This is a genomic window from Paenibacillus sp. JT22N7 (assembly GCF_059383875.1).
Genome location: NZ_JBXENY010000004.1, coordinates 638,553 through 656,357, shown reverse-complemented (window position 1 = coordinate 656,357; position 17,805 = coordinate 638,553). Strand labels below are relative to the sequence as shown.

General features: G+C 47.4%; 15 protein-coding genes. 7 read left to right on the top strand and 8 right to left on the bottom strand.

Going from position 1 to position 17,805, the window contains the following annotated elements; translation table 11 throughout:
- Positions 1-332: 332 nt before the first annotated feature.
- On the bottom strand, positions 333-1,412 hold the full coding sequence (locus AC50Y5_RS14410; RefSeq protein WP_056035990.1) for an HD-GYP domain-containing protein: 1,080 nt from the start codon (positions 1,410-1,412) through the stop codon (positions 333-335).
- Positions 1,413-1,454: 42 nt separating this feature from the next.
- Positions 1,455-3,959, bottom strand: coding sequence for a DNA gyrase subunit A (gyrA, locus tag AC50Y5_RS14405; protein ID WP_056035993.1), 2,505 nt, complete (start codon positions 3,957-3,959; stop codon positions 1,455-1,457).
- A gap of 257 nt (positions 3,960-4,216) precedes the next feature.
- On the opposite strand from gyrA, the gene AC50Y5_RS14400 reads away from it, so the two are divergent.
- Positions 4,217-4,978: a YheC/YheD family protein gene (locus tag AC50Y5_RS14400; protein WP_494861504.1), complete on the top strand. Its 762-nt coding sequence runs from the start codon at positions 4,217-4,219 to the stop codon at positions 4,976-4,978.
- Positions 4,979-5,116: 138 nt separating this feature from the next.
- Here AC50Y5_RS14400 and gyrB read toward each other — a convergent pair whose 3' ends face one another.
- From gyrB to dnaA, 6 genes are all read right to left on the bottom strand, one after another.
- Positions 5,117-7,036, bottom strand: a complete 1,920-nt coding sequence (gene gyrB / locus AC50Y5_RS14395; RefSeq protein WP_056035999.1) for a DNA topoisomerase (ATP-hydrolyzing) subunit B — start codon at positions 7,034-7,036, stop codon at positions 5,117-5,119.
- A 53-nt stretch (positions 7,037-7,089) separates the two neighbouring features.
- Positions 7,090-7,341, bottom strand: coding sequence for an extracellular matrix regulator RemB (gene remB / locus AC50Y5_RS14390; RefSeq protein WP_028608695.1), 252 nt, complete (start codon positions 7,339-7,341; stop codon positions 7,090-7,092).
- 27 nt (positions 7,342-7,368) lie between these two features.
- Entirely contained in the window at positions 7,369-8,481 is a 1,113-nt protein-coding gene (gene recF, locus AC50Y5_RS14385) for a DNA replication/repair protein RecF (protein WP_056036002.1), read from the bottom strand.
- Between the two features lie 32 nt (positions 8,482-8,513).
- A complete protein-coding gene (yaaA, locus tag AC50Y5_RS14380; protein WP_046234561.1) occupies positions 8,514-8,729 on the bottom strand; it encodes a S4 domain-containing protein YaaA in 216 nt (71 codons plus the stop codon).
- A 67-nt stretch (positions 8,730-8,796) separates the two neighbouring features.
- On the bottom strand, positions 8,797-9,939 hold the full coding sequence (dnaN, locus tag AC50Y5_RS14375) for a DNA polymerase III subunit beta (protein ID WP_046234562.1): 1,143 nt from the start codon (positions 9,937-9,939) through the stop codon (positions 8,797-8,799).
- Positions 9,940-10,195: 256 nt separating this feature from the next.
- Positions 10,196-11,548 carry a chromosomal replication initiator protein DnaA gene (gene dnaA, locus AC50Y5_RS14370; RefSeq protein ID WP_056036004.1) on the bottom strand — a complete coding sequence of 451 codons (1,353 nt, stop codon included), beginning with the start codon at positions 11,546-11,548 and terminating at the stop codon, positions 10,196-10,198.
- A gap of 523 nt (positions 11,549-12,071) precedes the next feature.
- Between dnaA and rpmH the strand changes: the two genes are divergently transcribed.
- From rpmH to mnmG, 6 genes are all read left to right on the top strand, one after another.
- Positions 12,072-12,206 carry a 50S ribosomal protein L34 gene (gene rpmH / locus AC50Y5_RS14365; protein WP_074904820.1) on the top strand — a complete coding sequence of 45 codons (135 nt, stop codon included), beginning with the start codon at positions 12,072-12,074 and terminating at the stop codon, positions 12,204-12,206.
- An 86-nt stretch (positions 12,207-12,292) separates the two neighbouring features.
- Positions 12,293-12,634, top strand: a complete 342-nt coding sequence (rnpA, locus tag AC50Y5_RS14360; RefSeq protein WP_056036007.1) for a ribonuclease P protein component — start codon at positions 12,293-12,295, stop codon at positions 12,632-12,634.
- Between the two features lie 306 nt (positions 12,635-12,940).
- On the top strand, positions 12,941-13,774 hold the full coding sequence (gene yidC, locus AC50Y5_RS14355) for a membrane protein insertase YidC (RefSeq protein ID WP_056036010.1): 834 nt from the start codon (positions 12,941-12,943) through the stop codon (positions 13,772-13,774).
- On the top strand, positions 13,771-14,391 hold the full coding sequence (gene jag, locus AC50Y5_RS14350) for an RNA-binding cell elongation regulator Jag/EloR (RefSeq protein ID WP_056036014.1): 621 nt from the start codon (positions 13,771-13,773) through the stop codon (positions 14,389-14,391). The genes yidC and jag overlap by 4 nt, the downstream gene beginning before the upstream one ends.
- A gap of 74 nt (positions 14,392-14,465) precedes the next feature.
- On the top strand, positions 14,466-15,845 hold the full coding sequence (gene mnmE / locus AC50Y5_RS14345; protein ID WP_494861499.1) for a tRNA uridine-5-carboxymethylaminomethyl(34) synthesis GTPase MnmE: 1,380 nt from the start codon (positions 14,466-14,468) through the stop codon (positions 15,843-15,845).
- A gap of 64 nt (positions 15,846-15,909) precedes the next feature.
- Positions 15,910-17,796, top strand: a complete 1,887-nt coding sequence (gene mnmG, locus AC50Y5_RS14340; RefSeq protein WP_494861497.1) for a tRNA uridine-5-carboxymethylaminomethyl(34) synthesis enzyme MnmG — start codon at positions 15,910-15,912, stop codon at positions 17,794-17,796.
- Positions 17,797-17,805: the final 9 nt, after the last annotated feature.

Here is a 17,805-nt window from a genome sequence, read left to right as displayed (position 1 = left end):
AGTTAATGTGGCAGTTTCACTCGTTGTTCAGTTTTCAAAGAACAATTTCTCTTGCTTGCGTTTCGTTCGTGTCTGCCGTATGTCTCAGCGGCGACTCATATAATATATCACGGGTGCCTATACCATTGCAAGTGTTTTTTTAAAAAAATATCAATTCTTTTTTTAATAGTGTTTTTCCTTGTACCTCAAAGCCCTGAATCCCTTATATATAAAGGGATAAAGCCGCCCAGCACATACTCTGGACGGCTTTATTTTACTATTACTTTTACGTTTTGACGACCTATACTCTCAATAATAGTAGCTTTATAAAGCTTAATCTATCCCATCTATACTTAGGATGGAATAACCTCATTGATATGCAGATGCCGCTCTACCGTTAAGTTAATAATAGATCCTTCAATGGAAACCCATGGTCTGGTTGGATGCACATGATCAGAAAACACGATCTCTCCTACCCGTTCATCACTAAGCCTAACCTTTGTTCCATTATGGAACTGCGTAACCTTCTCAACAAACACTCGAACATAAGTCGGATCAAGCTTGCCGAAAGCATCGCTTTGGATCTGCTCTAGAACTAGATAAGGCGAGACCGCCTTACGATAAGACTTGTTCAAGGTCATAGCATGAAAAATATCAGCAATAGCTACAATCTTCCCGTATGGATGGATTTTAGCCGCATCAATGCCAAGAGGGTATCCCGTTCCGTCTACCCGCTCATGATGCTGAAGAGCAGCCAGCTTGGCACCATCGTTCAGAGATGCTACATTTTTGAGCATTTGGTAGCCCAGCACGGTATGTCGTTTCATCTCTTCCAGCTCTTCTACGGTTAGCGCAGTCGGTTTGGAAAGAATCGAGCGATCAATACGCGTATTCCCAAAATCATGAAGCAAGCCGCCAAGAGCAACTTGCATCCATTCTTTTTGAGGAAAGCCGTTCCACTGCGCAATAAGATAAGAGGTGAGCGCACAAGCAATGCTATTATGAAGCAAATAATCACGCTCCATAAAACTGCGCGGCACAAACGTCAAAATCTGATAGTTCTTAATATGCTGCAGCAAATTCTCCATCTGATTGCGAATATCCATAATAGGGATGCCTTCCGGCGCTGCATGATCATTAAATACTTGTCTCAGCAGCACCAGCATCTTGTCATATTCATCATGCAGGGATGATGCAGCAATTGGCTTATCGTCCACTTGTTTGGAGTCAGCGCCTGCTTTTGCATCTTCAGACGCTTTAGCAGCAGCTGGTCCATCAACGGCCACGCTTGAAATAATGAAAGCTCTCAAAATTTCAAGCTCGCGGCCAGCAATAACCTTGCCTTTTTGAAGTAGCACCCTTCCTAAAGGGGTAAGGACATCTTCACTAATCTTATCGCCTAACTTCACTTGTGATAAAGTCACCGTTGGCACAACGGTTCCCTCCCCATGTCCTGGATTCCCCTGATATAAAAACTATTCGTTCTCTTCGCTGTCTGAAGGCTGTGCAGCATCAAATTCAGTTGCTTCGCCTTCTTCCAGGTCATCGCTCACTTCTTCACTGCGGGCAATACGAGTAACCGTTGCTACTGTATCTTCATCGCGGGTATTAATCAATTTAACGCCCTGCGTATTGCGGCCCATTGTAGAGATGCCTTCCATGCTTGTACGAATCAATGTGCCTGATGCAGTCATAATCATCAGATCCTCATCATTTACAACGACCTTCAAGCTGACGATTGGGCCGTTCTTATCCGTAACGTTAAGCGTCTTAATCCCTTTACCGCCACGATTTTGAATGCGATATTCGCTCATTGGCGTCCGTTTGCCATAGCCCTTGGACGTAACGATCAGCACATCATTATCATTCATGACGATATCCATATCAATAACAGCATCGCTGTCATCAAGCTGGATACCCTTCACGCCTGTAGCCGAACGGCCCATAGAGCGCACATCATTTTCAGAGAAACGAATCGACATGCCTTCCGCCGTACCCATAACAATCTCCTGCTGTCCGTCCGTCAGCTTGACGCCAATCAGATCATCGTCTTCACGCAGCGAGATGGCAATGAGGCCGACTTTGCGAATGTTGATATAGTCATCGAGAGGCGTTTTCTTCACGACACCTTGACGGGTTGCGAAGAACAGATAGTGATTCGGGTCAAAATCCTGTACAGGAATAACCGCATTAATCGTCTCGCCCTGCTCGATTTGAATTAAGTTAATAATCGGCGTACCGCGTGCTGTCCGGCTGAGATCAGGAATCTCATAAGCTTTCAGCTTGTACACCTTGCCCTTATTGGTGAAGAAGAGCAAGTAGTGATGCGTATTGGATACAAAAAGATGCTCGACAAAGTCATTATCCTTCGTATCCATGCCAACGACACCTTTACCGCCCCGCTTCTGGCTCCGATAAGTCGTAACCGGCAGGCGCTTGATATAGCCGCTGTGTGTGATGGAAATAATAACATCCTCACGAGGAATCAAATCCTCATCTAGAATTTCCTCATCACTAGCCGTAATTTCCGTACGGCGCTCATCGCCAAAACGATCTCTAATCTCGTTGAGCTCTGTGCTAATGATTGCAAGCACCAGCTGCTCATCAGCGAGAATCGCTTTGAACTCGGCAATTTTCTGTAGAAGCTCTGTATATTCTGCTTCGATCTTATCGCGTTCCAGACCTGTCAGGCGCTGCAAACGCATATCGAGAATGGCTTGTGCCTGCTCGTGGCTAAGATCGAATCGAGTGATCAAGCCTTCACGAGCAATTTCAGCTGTTTGGGAACCGCGTATTAACGCAATAACCTCATCCAGATGATCCAGCGCAATCCGATAGCCTTCCAAAATATGAGCGCGAGCTTCAGCTTTCTTCAAATCGTATTCCGTACGACGACGGATAACCTCGATTTGATGCTGCAAATAATGATAGAGTACTTCACGCAAATTCAGCGTCTTTGGCTCGCCATTAACGAGAGCCAGCATATTAATGCCGAAGTTGGACTGCATTTGCGTCTGTTTGTATAAGTTGTTAAGCACAACGCTAGGATTCACATCACGGCGAAGCTCGATAACAACCCGCATGCCTGTACGGTCAGACTCATCGCGCAAATCCGTAATGCCGTCGATCTTCTTCTCCCGAACGAGCTCTGCAATTTTCTCAACGAGACGGGCTTTATTTACTTGATAAGGCAGCTCATATACGATAATACGCGCTTTATTGCCATTCTCTTCAATCGTTGCCCGCGCACGCATGGTCACCGTTCCGCGACCCGTCAAATAAGCTTGACGGATGCCGCTTAATCCCATAACAATACCTGCCGTCGGGAAATCAGGACCTTTTACATAATCGATCAATTCAAGCGGTGTTATATCCGGATTAGCAATAAGCGCCTGTACACCGTCAATGACTTCCCCCAAATTATGCGGAGGAATATTCGTTGCCATACCTACAGCTATCCCTGTTACACCATTGACTAGCAAGTTAGGAAAACGCGCCGGCAATACCGCAGGCTCCTTCTCTTCACCGTCATAGTTCGGAATGAAATTCACTGTTTCCTTGTTAAGGTCACGCAGCAGCTCCATTGCAATCTTCGATAGACGAGCTTCCGTGTAACGCATGGCTGCTGCCATGTCACCATCAACCGAACCGAAGTTGCCGTGTCCATCTACCATCATGTACCTCATTGAGAAATCCTGTGCCATACGCACCATGGACTCATACACAGCCGAATCACCGTGAGGATGATACTTACCGATAACTTCGCCTACAATCCTTGCGGATTTTTTGTGAGGCTTGTCCGGTGACATCCCAAGCTCCGACATTGCGAATAAAATCCGGCGATGAACAGGCTTGAGTCCATCCCTTACATCGGGCAATGCGCGACTTACGATAATACTCATCGCATAGTCCATAAAGGAATCGCGCATTTCCGTGCCAATATCACGGTCTTTAATCTGCGAATATTGTTCTTCCGCCATGCTTTACCTCCCTGACGTCTATCTGCAAACCTGTAAACATCATTGTCTCTCTAGTTCTTTCTTAAATAAGACGATACTAAACCTAAATTCCACGAACATAGACGAAAAAATAGGTTAAACACCGTATTCCGTTACGCTCCGATTGCCATAAACTAAACAAATCCAACTTTTATTATACCACTCATTCTAAACTCTGTCTCCTGCCGGAATAAGAATCGATAGGCTCAGGCAGTGATTTAAAGAAAGGGGAATCAAGCTTGTCTATACAGCGCGTTACTAGCAAATGGGCTAAAACGCAGGTGCTCCTGCGCTCCGAACATTTGCGCCAATACATGCCTGCTACCGAGCTGTTCAGCAAAGAAAATCTGCTCGCAATGCTCACCGAGTACAGCATGGTTTATGTGAAACCCGTCAACGGCACCTTTGGAAAAGGAGTCATTCGGGTCGAGCAGTATGCCGCTCCTGGCCGAGGCTTCCGATACCAGATTGAAACCAGAGTTCGCACGTTCGCTACCTTCGACCAATTGTACAACAGCCTTTATCGCTATCAAGTAGGCAAACGCTACCTCATCCAAAGGGGGATCTTCCTGCTTCGCCATCAGAAGCGGCGCTTTGATATCCGCGTAATGGTGCAGAAAAATCCGCAAGCCAGCTGGGAAGCGACGGGCATCATCGGCCGTCTCGCCCATCCCGCAAAAATCGTCACCAACTACCATAGCGGCGGCACGCCAATGCCATTTGAACAGCTTATGAATGGTCATTTGTCAACATCTGAACAGCAAGCGTATAGACAGCGTTTGAACAAGCTTAGCCTATCCATCGTTCACCAAATGCTTCAGGCTTATCCGCGAATAAAAGAAATCGGTGTCGATATTGCAATCGATACGAAGCTACGCCCATGGATACTAGAGGTCAATACTTGTCCCGATCCGTTTATTTTTCGCAAGCTTCCTGACAAGTCCGTGTTTAAAAAAATATATCGATACGCCGTTGCCTATGGCCGGTACAAAAGAAAATAGCCGCCACTAGTGCATATCTTCATACTGTGAGCATAGCCCCGTACAAAAACGCATTCTAGAAACGACTATTTTTAATTTCAAGCGGCAAGCTATGCCGCTGTACTTAAATGATTCAGCAATTAACGATCCCAAGGAAAGCTAAATGTCGAGATTTTTAACGCTTAGAGCATATTGCTGGATGAAGTTACGACGCGGTTCAACGTTGTCGCCCATCAGCGTATCAAAAATCGTATCGGCTTCAATGGCGTCATCAATCGTTACTTGAAGCATGGAACGGCTTTCTGGATCCATCGTTGTTTCCCAAAGCTGGACAGCATCCATCTCGCCCAAGCCTTTGTAGCGCTGAATGTTGATTTTGCCGGTTTGACCAAACTCAGCAATAATTTCATCACGTTCCTTCTCGTTCTGCGCATAACGAATGACCTTGTTGCGCTCGACTTTATAGAGCGGCGGCTGGGCGATGTAAATATAGCCCGCTTCGAGAATTTTGCGCATGTAGCGATAGAAGAACGTCAGCAGCAGGGTACGAATATGCGCGCCGTCAACGTCGGCATCCGTCATAATAATGACTTTGTGATAACGCGCCTTCGCCAAATCAAAGTCCTCGCTGATGCCTGTTCCGAGCGCCGTAATAATCGCCCGAATCTCCGCATTGCCGAGAATACGGTCGAGTCTTGCCCGCTCAACGTTCAGAATTTTACCACGCAGTGGCAAAATAGCCTGGAAGTGACGGTCACGGCCTTGCTTAGCCGAACCACCGGCCGAGTCACCTTCTACGATGTACAGCTCGCTGATTGCCGCATCCTTGGAGGAGCAATCCGCCAGCTTACCTGGCAGCGAGCTGACTTCAAGCGCACTCTTACGGCGCGTCAGCTCACGCGCTTTGCGCGCTGCTTCCCGTGCTCTGGCAGCTTGAAGGCCTTTTTCTACAATTTTGCGGGATACAGCCGGGTTCTCATCGAGAAACTCCTGAAGCTTCTCTGCAAGCAGCGATTCGACAATACCGCGAACCTCGCTGTTGCCTAGCTTTGTCTTCGTTTGTCCTTCGAATTGCGGCTCGGGAATTTTGACCGAAATAATCGCTGTCAAGCCTTCACGCACATCATCGCCGGAGAAATTGGAATCATTGTCCTTCAGCAAGTTCGTTTTGCGGGCGTAGTCATTGATAACCCGCGTGAGCGCACTTTTGAAGCCGGACTCATGCGTTCCGCCCTCATGGGTATTAATATTATTCGCGAAGGAATAAATGTTTTCGCTATAGCCGTCGTTATACTGGAGGCCTAATTCCACCTGGATATGATCCTTGGAGCCCTCCACATAAATCGGCGCTTCATGCAGCGCTTCCTTGTTGCGGTTCAAAAACTGGACGAATTCATTAAGGCCGCCTTCGTATCTGAACGTATTGGTCATCCCTGTACGCTCATCCGTCAGCGAAATTTGAATTCCTTTATTTAGAAAAGCAAGCTCCCGAATCCGGGACTGCAAAATATCGTATTCATAAACCGTCGTCTCCGTAAAAATCTCTGGATCCGGCTTAAAGTTGATCGTCGTTCCAGTATCTTCTGGCGATGTCTCGCCGATGACCTGAATGTCTGATTCCGGCGCTCCGCGGCGATATGCCTGCTGATGAATCTTCCCTTTAAGCTTGACGGTTGCTACTACGCGCTCCGACAAAGCATTAACGACAGACACGCCGACCCCGTGCAAGCCCCCGGAAACTTTATAGCCTTCTCCGCCAAATTTACCGCCGGCATGAAGCACGGTCATGACGACTTCAAGCGTCGACTTCTTCAGCTTGGCATTTTCGCCGACAGGGATACCACGTCCATTGTCGACTACGGTAATGCTGTTATCTTCATGAATCGTGACATCAATTTGATTACAATAGCCAGCAAGCGCCTCGTCGATACTGTTATCGACAACCTCCCATACGAGATGGTGGAGTCCCTTGCTGCTTGTGGAGCCAATATACATACCAGGGCGTTTGCGGACGGCTTCCAGTCCCTCTAGCACCTGGATCTGACTCTCGTCATACGTATGCTGCGGATTCAAAGACATTAATGCTCACTGCTCCTCTCAACTGCTCTTGCTACACGTTATTCTGGCCCTTGTCAGCCATTCGCTACAAAATGATGAGCCCGCTTCTTCAAGGTGGAGGATGAAATTGGCGAATAATAGATTTTCTGCTTCGTCACAACGATGGATTTCGGCTCCTCTTCGCCAATCGTCTCCACGTCCTTGCGCTTGCGAGCGCCTGCAACGAACTGCTTGGATAACTTGGAGGATTGCTCTATGGATATATCGAAAATGGCTACCAGCTCGGCAGCCCGAATAATTTTCTCGCCGCCCAAATGGATATACATGCTCCCCCGCCTCCCGATCGTTTGCGCTTATCCGCGCGTCACTTGGCCTTCACGCACATTATAGATACAAGCGTCCTGCAGCTTGCTAATATTGACGCTCTCAAGCCCGGTTGTCGTGATGAACGTCTGCACCTTGCTCTGAAATGTTTCTATGAGCTGCGTCTGCCGGTGCTGGTCAAGCTCAGACAGAACATCATCAAGAAGCAGCAGCGGATATTCCCCAATCTCCTCAGCAATCAGCTCAATTTCTGCCAGCTTTAGCGAGAGTGCGGTTGTGCGCTGCTGTCCCTGGGAACCATATACAGATGCCTCTTTGCCGTTAATAAAAAAGGCCAAATCATCGCGATGAGGCCCAACGAGCGACATCCCTCTGCGAATCTCCTGCTCTTTCACTTGTGTTAACTTTATCATAAATTGCTCAAATAAAACAGATTCATCTTCCGGCTCCCCGCTGCCAAGCGATGGACGGTAGGTAATCGTGAGCTGTTCGCTGCCAGCCGTAATGCCAGAATGGATCTGCTCAGCCCAGCGCTGCAGTTTATGTATGAAGTGTTCCCTTTTTTTCATAATTTTAACACCTAGCTCGGCGAGCTGTGTATTCCATACATCCAGCATCGTCTGCTGCATGGAGCCAGGAGATGCAGACTTCAGGTAGTTATTGCGCTGTACAAGCACCTTGCCGTATTGCTGAAGGGTATGCAAATAACCGGGCTGCACCTGACCGATTTCCATATCCAGAAACCGTCTGCGTACACCCGGCGTGCCTTTTACAATTTCGAGATCCTCCGGCGCGAACATGACCACATTCAGCGACCCGATGAAGTTGCTCAGCTTGCGCTGCTCGAGCCCGTTAATTTTCGCTTTCTTCCCCTGCGTCGACAGCAGCAGCTCAAGCTGCGCCGTACCATAGCGCTTGTCTACCATGCCTTGCAGGCGAGCCGAATCCGCTTCCCAGCCAATCAGCTCCTTGTCCTTGGACGTGCGGTGCGATTTGGTGAGGGCAAGCGCAAATATCGCTTCCAGCAAATTCGTCTTGCCCTGGGCGTTCGGACCGACGAACAGATTGACCTGATTACTCGTCTCCAGCTCAAGCTGTCCGTAGTTGCGGTAATTTTGCAAATGAATATTTTTTAAAAACACGTCTGCTGCCCCTCCCGGTCCTTAGCTAATCGTTATGAACCGGTAACAGTAAAGACGCCGAAGCCTTCTACTTCGACACGGTCCCCGACATACAGCTTGCGTCCACGTCTGTTATCCGTCTCGCCGTTGATCGTAATCTTGTTCTCCTGCAGAAAAAATTTAGCTTGTCCACCTGTGGATATACAATCCGATAGCTTTAAAAACTGCCCCAACGGAATATATTCGGTGCGAATGGCAACTTCCTTCATCGTGGCTTGCCCACCTTCCTCTTCTCGAGCTCTATTCATATCTTTCGCTAGCCTTCTCGCGAGGCTGCTACGTTGTTGTCCGGTAAGGCAAAATCACGTACATGTTGTACGAATGATCGGTCGGCTTAATGATAATCGGGCTCATAGCACCTGTAAAGCCGATGAAAATTTGCTCGCTGTCAATTACTTTGAGCACATCGAGCATGAACTTGGAGTTGAAGGAAATGCGCAGCGGCTCGCCTTCAAATTTCTTGGCATCGATCTGCTCGGTTACGCGGCCAAGCTCGGTCGAGCTTGAAGAAATTTCGATCGAATTGTCATCAAGCGTAATCAGTCGAACAATATTCGTCTTCTCTTCACGCGACATCAAATAAGCACGGTCGATCGCATCCATCAAATTTTTGGTATCGACGACAAGTTCTGTTTTGTACGTCTGCGGAATAATCTTGGAAGTATCCGGATACATGCCATCAAGCATACGTGTATAGAACAGCACATTTCCAAGCTTAAACATGACCTGGTTGTCGGCGACGACAATATCCACGAGGGCATTTTGCTCAGGGACAAGCTTTGACAGCTCGACCAGCGTTTTTGCAGCAATAATGACATTGGAGAAGCGATATTCCGGATCGGTTTCGGTATGCGCATTGCGGCTTGCCAGACGGTGGCGATCCGTTGCTATAAATTTCAGCTGCTGATTGTTAAGCGTCCATAATACGCCAGTCAATACGGCGGTTTGCTCATTGGTGGAAGCGGCTAGTACCGTTTGGCGGATCATCGTTTTCAACAAATCGCCTGGCATTTGAAATAAGCCATTTTCTTCAATAGACGGCAAAATTGGAAATTCCTCAGGATCAAGACCGACCATTTGGATGTCGGAGGAGCCGGAGCGGATCATTGTCTGGAACTGAGCGCCAACCTGAATTTCAACATTATCGGAAGGCAGCTTTTTAATAATCTCGACAAAAAATTTAGCAGGGAGAACAACGCTTCCCGGTTTATCCACATGTGCAATAAATAAATTATCGCGTTCTACCGGGATGAAGCTTTGAATAGATATTTCAGTATCGCTTGCCGTTAAGGTTACACCTTGATGAGTTACATCTATTTTGATTCCACCGAGAATCGGGATGGCTGGTCTGGAGGAGATTGCTTTCGCTACCTGCTGGATCGCATCGTTTAGTTCATTTTTTGAAATCGTTAATTTCATAATTTCTCTCCTATATCCGCAGGGAGACATAGCGAATCATAGTGGATGTTCCGCGAATGTCTTATTCCGCTTATGGATGATGTTTTTTTAAAGATTTTTAGTAGTCGTAGTAGTAGGGGGCCTGAATATGTGGATAAGCGGGACAAGTGCTGATAGATCAAGCCTATCCACATGTGTATAGACTGTGCATAGGCTTGTGTTCGTTTTCCGTATAAAAGTGGATAACTTTTCAGCGCAAATTGTCCTGCTTAACGGCTTACGTATGATTTTTGATTTTTTCAGTCAGGTTTTGCAAAATTTTGTACAAGTCCTGATCAATTTTAAGCTGCTGCGTAATTTTCTCATGGGCATGAATGACCGTCGTATGGTCCCGTCCGCCAAATGCTTCGCCAATCTTCGGCAGCGAGTGGTCCGTTAGCTCGCGAGAGAGGTACATGGCGATTTGCCGCGGATAGGCCACAGCTTTCGTCCGTTTGCGCGCTTTAAACTCCTCAAGCCGCAATCCATAAAACTCCCCGACTTTCTGCTGGATCTCGTTGATGGTAATCAGCTTCGGCCGGCTTGAAGGAATGATATCCTTGAGCGCTTCGGCTGCCAAATGGGAGGAAATATCCTGATTAATGAGCGAGGAGTAGGCGACAACCCTGATCAGGGCGCCTTCCAGCTCACGAATATTCGTATCGATCTGGTTAGCGATATAAACCATCGCTTCATTGGGAATATCGAGATTTTCGGCCTTGGCCTTCTTGCGCAAAATGGCAATTCGCGTCTCCAGGTCAGGCGCTTGGATGTCCGTAATTAAACCCCATTCAAAGCGGGAACGAAGGCGTTCCTCCAGGGTCGGAATTTCCTTCGGCGTGCGGTCGCTGGAGATGACGATCTGCTTGCGCTCTTCATGAAGCGCATTGAAGGTATGGAAAAACTCCTCCTGCGTCCCGTCTTTACCAGCCAAAAATTGAATATCGTCAATAAGCAAAACGTCGATATTCCGGTATTTATTGCGAAAGCTTTCCCCACGGTTGTCACGAATCGCGTTAATAAATTCATTGGTGAATTTCTCCGACGAGATGTACATGATCTTCGTATTGGGGTTGTGATCCTTGATATAGTGGCCGATCGCATGCATCAAATGCGTTTTTCCAAGGCCAACGCCGCCGTAGAGAAACAGCGGATTGTACGCTTTGGCCGGTGCCTCGGCTACCGCAAGCGATGCCGCATGGGCAAAGCGATTGTTGGCGCCGATAACGAATGTCTCGAACGTATATTTGGAGTTCAGCACATGCGTGTGGCTTTCTTCCTGTACGACGGGCACATCCATTGCTCTGGGCGGCATCATAGCTGCCGGTTCAGCGCTTCGAGCCTCTTCAATGGAAAAACGCACATCGACCTGTCTGCCTAGAAATTCAAACAGGGTTGTGCGAATTAGTTTTGTATAACGGCCTTCCAGCCATTCAGCTGCAAATGTTGTCGGTGCCGTAACTTCAAGCAAAGTATCATTCACGAACGAAGCCTTAGTTGCCTTAAACCAAGTATCAAAACTTGGCTTGCTCAGCTTCGTCTGAATAATTGACAACACTTGCTGCCATATATCATAAGCATGGCTGTCCACAGACGTCACTCCTTATCAAAATCGCCGAAACGGCGCAATTAAGCCATATTCTGTCGAATGAATGTCATTTTTCCAAGGAAAACATCCACAATATGAAGAAATGAAAACGGTTGAGTTATAAATAGGGGATTAACTTGTTCACATTTTTATCCACAGGCTGTTAATAAGATTGAGGATAAAGGGAAGGTATCCACATATAAAACATATCCATCATAGCAAAAGATCCCTTGTATTTCAACGGATTCGAAGATTTTATCCACATATTCAATAGCTTGTGTATAAAAGTTGCGCACAACACTAGATATTGTTTATATCTTGTTAAGATTTCGACAAAGTTCGTAAGTTGGCTGAAAAAGTTGTGCACAGCTTATTCATTTTCTGCAAAATCGCCGATTTCATTCATTTATCCACAGCTTTCGATTTCTTGTCTGAAAGGCGCATGGTGAGTTGACTTTCCGAAGGGTACGTGCTTTAATTGAACTACCTGTTTTTTTTAAGAAGAAGTACGGGAGGTGCAGAGTAAATGAGACCTACATTTAGACCGAATGTTAGCAAACGTAAAAAAGTGCATGGATTCCGCAAACGGATGAGCACGAAAAACGGACGTAAAGTTTTGGCGGCGCGTCGTCAAAGAGGCAGAAAAGTTCTTAGCGCATAAGCAAAAGACCACGTCGGGTGGTCTTTTTTTTTGCCTTGCCCACGATACTTTTGAACATATTAAGGAAAGAACGGTGAAATGGAGTCGTGCAAAGAAGATTGCGTCTGCGTAACCGTAGCGACTTTGGCCGGGTCTACCGGGGAGGCAAATCGTTCGCCAACGGGCAGTTCGTCGTATATTGGTCGAAGCAGCCTGTGGCGGAGCCTTTCCGACTGGGCATTTCAGCAAGCAAAAAAATCGGCAATGCGGTTGTTCGCAACCGGATGCGCCGTGTCATTAAAGAAATCATCAGGCTCAATGAGGCACGGATCGTTCCAAAGGTCGACTTTATTATTATTGTAAGAAAGCCTGCAGTAGCGATGGAGACGAGCCAACTGGAAAAAAGCATTATGCATGTGTTAAGGAAGGCCGGGCTCCTTAAGCGCTAAGCGTAGAAGGAGTTATTGTCCTTTGGAAACTGTCCGTTTTGCGTAGAAAAAGAAGCTCCTGAATAATAGAAATGGTTATCCCTGACCATATTAGAAAAACGTTTACATAGGTACCGAAAATACCTCATGACCTTCCTTTCTTTTGTCCTACCAATTATGGTATAGTTTAAAGGATGAGAAGGTATAAGAAATATGTCTGTAACGATGCAGATTTATCTCATGCGAAACTGCGTAGTTTGTGCTGAATGGCGACGAAACCGTTTATGCTGGATAGGCGAAGCATCGGCTCTCAAGAGAGGAGTTTTCATGTTGTTTCGGAAAGAAAACCGTAAATGGCTTTTTGTTTTAGGCATGCTAATGGCAGTGGTAGTCATTGCAGGCTGCGGTTCGCAGGTAGCTCAAACGACGAGTACAGAGGATTTGCTTAAGGGAAACTTCTGGCAGAAAAATGTCGTTTATTATTTTGCGCTTACGCTTGATACGTTCGCAGATTGGTTCGGCGGTGCTTATGGCATAGCCATTCTGCTCATTACCATTATTGTAAGAACAGCCATTTTGCCGCTGACGATTAAGCAATATCGCAGTTCGAAGGCTATGCAGGCTTTGCAGCCGCAAATCGCTGAGATGAAGAAGAAATACAAGGATGACCCGAAAAAGCAGCAGGAAGAGACAATGAAGCTGTTCCAGGCCAATCAGGTAAATCCGATGGCAGGATGCTTGCCGCTCATTGTACAGATGCCTGTATTTATCGCGCTCTATAATGCGATATATATGAACCCTGAGGTGCGTACGCATGCTTTCTTGTGGTTGCAGCTAGGGGAGAAGGACCCTTATTACATTCTTCCGGTTATCGCCGCGGCGACAACTTTCATCCAATCGAAGATGATGCAGAAGCAGCAGACGCAAACAATGCCTGGTATGGGAGCGATGCTTGCCATTTTCCCAGTGTTGATTTTCGTCATGGCGATTAATTTCCCGGCAGCTCTGCCGCTTTACTGGATTTACAGCAACATTTACACAATCATTCAAAACTATTTCTTGTATGTGCGCAATGCTGACAAAAAAGGCAATGACGATACAGGCACCAACGATAAACAATCTAAAGGTAAGGGTAAACGTAAGGGGGCCCTCGCGAAATGAAGAAAATCGTTGCATCAGGGAAAACGGTAGAAGAGGCTGTACAAAGTGGTTTGACACAATTAAATGTGGCTGAGGATCGTGTGAGGGTGGCTGTTCTTGAGCAGCCGTCCAAAGGATTCCTCGGTTTGATCGGCGTGAAAGAAGCGAAAGTAGAACTGGAGCTTATTCCTGATCCAACAAGTGAAGCTGAGCAGTTCCTTCTGGAAGTGGCGAGCACAATGGGACTAGATGTATCCATTGAACGCAAGCAGACGAGGGAAGGCACGCAGCTTTCGATTTCAGGCGGGGGAGATCTCGGCATGATAATCGGAAGGCGCGGGCAGACGCTCGATGCATTGCAGTACTTGGTTAATATTGTGGCAAACCGCTATTCGGACAGTCATCTTCGTATCGTACTTGATGCAGAGGATTTTCGCGAGCGCCGGCGCAAGACGCTGGAAGAGCTGTCAGAGCGCCTTGCGGGCAGAGTGATTCGCACGAAAAAAGAGGTGGTGCTGGAGCCGATGTCTTCCCATGAGCGGAAGGTCATTCATTCCCAGCTGCAAAATCATCCTCGTGTGAAAACATACAGTAAAGGTGATGAGCCGCATCGGCGGATTGTCATTGCACTGAAGTGATAAAGGTAGAACAGATTCGCAGCAATGGCTCCCATGGTCATTGCTGTTTTTCCATTTGAGAGGTGCTGAACACAATGATACAAGATACGATAGCCGCGATTTCAACCGCTGTTGGAGAGGGCGGCATTGCCATTATCCGCATTAGCGGCCCGAATGCTATTGCGGGGACAGCTGCGCTATTTCAGAGCCGAACGGATCTGCGTGAAGCAGACAGCCATACGGTGCATTATGGGCATATCGTTCACCCGGCTACCGGCGAGCAGATTGAAGAGGTGCTGGTGACGCTTATGCGTGGGCCGCGATCTTTTACAGCCGAGGATGTTGTGGAAATCAATGCTCATGGCGGCGTAGTGGCGGTTAAGAAGGTGCTTGATGTCGTGCTGATGCAGGAAGATATGCGATTAGCTGAGCCTGGGGAGTTTACGAAGCGGGCCTTTCTGAACGGGCGCATCGATTTAATGCAGGCGGAAGCGGTCATCGATCTTATTCGTTCAAAGTCGGATCGCGCTTTCTCCATTGCGCGCAAGCAGGCCGAAGGCTTGCTGTCGAAGCGGATTAAAGCACTCCGGCAGACGGTCATTGAGCTGCTGGCGCATATTGAAGTAAATATCGATTACCCCGAGCATGATGTCGAGGAAATGACGACTGCTTATATTCGTGATCAAAGCCAAATTGCGCTGGATGAAATTGCTAAGCTTTTAAAAACAGCAAATGAAGGCAAAATATTAAGAGAAGGTATTATGACGGCAATCGTCGGCAGGCCTAACGTGGGCAAGTCATCATTGCTTAATATGCTGGCGCAGGAAAATAAAGCGATTGTGACCGATATTCCCGGCACAACGCGTGATGTTATAGAGGAATATGTCACGCTTAATAATATCCCGCTGCGGTTGCTGGATACAGCAGGCATTCGCGAGACGAGCGATCTTGTCGAGCAGCTTGGGGTAGAGCGATCGCATACGGCGCTTGCGGAAGCCGATCTTATTTTATTCGTGCTGAATTATAATGAGCCGCTGCATGCCGATGACCGTGAACTGCTGGACCGTATGGCGGGACGCCAAGTGGTATTGGTCATTAATAAAACCGACCTGCCCGGCAAGCTCGACATGGAAGAAATCGATCAGCGTTTTAGCCCGGAGGCTATTGTCCGCATGTCGGTCCTGCAGGAAGCGGGACTGGATCATTTGGAGAAGGCGATTAGCGGGATGTTTTTCGAAGGCAAGCTGGATTCCGGCGATTTGACCTACGTCAGCAATGTGCGGCATATTGCCTTATTGAAACGGGCGCAGCAGTCGCTGCTTGATGGTATTGAGGCATCAGAAGCAGGCATTCCGATTGATGTGATGCAAATTGACGTGCGCTCTGCTTGGGAGTCACTCGGTGAAATTCTTGGGGATGCCGTCGGAGATTCATTAATTGATCAAATCTTTTCACAATTTTGTTTGGGCAAATAATAAGCGATCAATAGCCTCCGGACGAACATCCATCAGGCTAGCAGCGCTTTGGGAGGTACTTGGAATGGGATACGAAGCAGGGCAATATGACGTTATTGTCATCGGTGCGGGGCATGCGGGCAGCGAAGCTGCGCTTGCGGCAGCGCGTATGGGCTGTGAGACGCTATTGCTGACGATTAATTTGGATATGGTAGCCTTCATGCCATGTAATCCGTCGATTGGCGGACCGGCGAAAGGGCATGTTGTACGTGAGCTGGACGCTTTAGGCGGCGAAATGGGCCGTAATATTGATAAAACCTTCATCCAGATGCGGATGCTGAATACAGGCAAAGGGCCTGCGGTTCACGCGCTTCGCGCACAAGCTGATAAGTTCGCCTATCAGCATGAAATGAAGAAGACGATTGAGGAGACGCCTAAGCTGACGCTGCGACAAGGAATGGCGGAGGAGCTGATGGTGGAGGAAGGCAAGATAGTGGGGCTTGTGACAAAAACAGGCGCAATCTATCGCTCGAAGACGATTGTCCTGACAACAGGCACCTATTTGCGCGGCAAAATCATTATGGGCGAGCTGATGTATGAGAGCGGACCAAATAATCAGCAGCCGTCGCTGAAGCTGTCTGCAAGCTTGAAGGAGCATGGCTTCGAGCTGGTACGTTTCAAAACTGGTACGCCGCCACGCGTACACAAGGATACGATTGATTTTTCAAAAACAGAAATTCAACCGGGCGATGAGCAGCCGAAATTTTTCTCGCATGAGACAATTTCCTCTAATAATGAGCAGCTTCCTTGCTGGTTGACCTATACGTCAGAGCAAACGCACAAAATCATAAACGATAATTTGCATCGCGCGCCAATGTTCTCGGGAGCAATTGAAGGCACAGGCCCAAGATACTGCCCATCGATTGAGGATAAAATTGTACGTTTTGCCGATAAGCCAAAACATCAAATTTTTCTGGAGCCGGAGGGTCTGCATACGTCGGAGTATTATGTACAAGGACTTTCCACAAGCATGCCGGAGGATGTCCAATTGGGCATTTTACGATCAATCCCAGGATTGGAAAAAGTTGAAATGATGCGCAATGGCTATGCGATTGAATATGACGCGGTCGTTCCAACACAGCTTTGGCCTTCATTGGAGACAAAGGTTGTCGACGGGTTATTCACAGCTGGACAAATCAACGGAACTTCCGGTTATGAGGAAGCGGCTGGTCAAGGTGTTATTGCCGGCATTAACGCTGCCCGTAAAGTGCAGGGGAAAGAGCCGGTCATTATTGCACGTTCCCAGGGCTATATTGGCGTAATGATCGATGACCTTGTAACGAAGGGAACGAATGATCCTTATCGTTTGCTGACTTCCCGAGCGGAATATCGTTTGCTGCTTCGCCATGATAATGCTGACCTGAGATTGACGCCAATTGGCTATGAGATTGGTTTGATTTCGGAAGAGCGTTATGAAAGCTTTTTGAATAAAAAAGCATTGGTTGAGCAGGAAATTGAAAGATTGCGTACAACAAAAGTGAAACCAGAAGAAGCACAGCCCGTATTAAAAGCTGCGGAATCAGCTGAAATTCCGTTTACAGTAGATGCGTTATCGTTGCTTCGCCGTCCGGAAATTACGTATGCGATGCTGGAAAGCATCACACCTTCAGAGCTTGTTTTGACAGAGGAGATGAAGGAGCAGGTCGAAATTCAAATTAAATATGCTGGATATATCGAGAAGCAGCTACTGCAGGTTGAACGATTGAGCAAAATGGAGAAGAAGCGTATACCGGATGATATCGATTATTTCGACGTGCAGGGACTTGCTTCGGAAGCGAAGCAAAAGCTGTCGGATATCAGACCGTTGTCGATCGGTCAGGCTTCCAGGGTAGCTGGCGTAACACCAGCCGATATTTCCATACTGCTCGTTTATTTGGAGCATTATAACCGCGTTGTAGCGGCGAGAGGATAGAAGAACAAA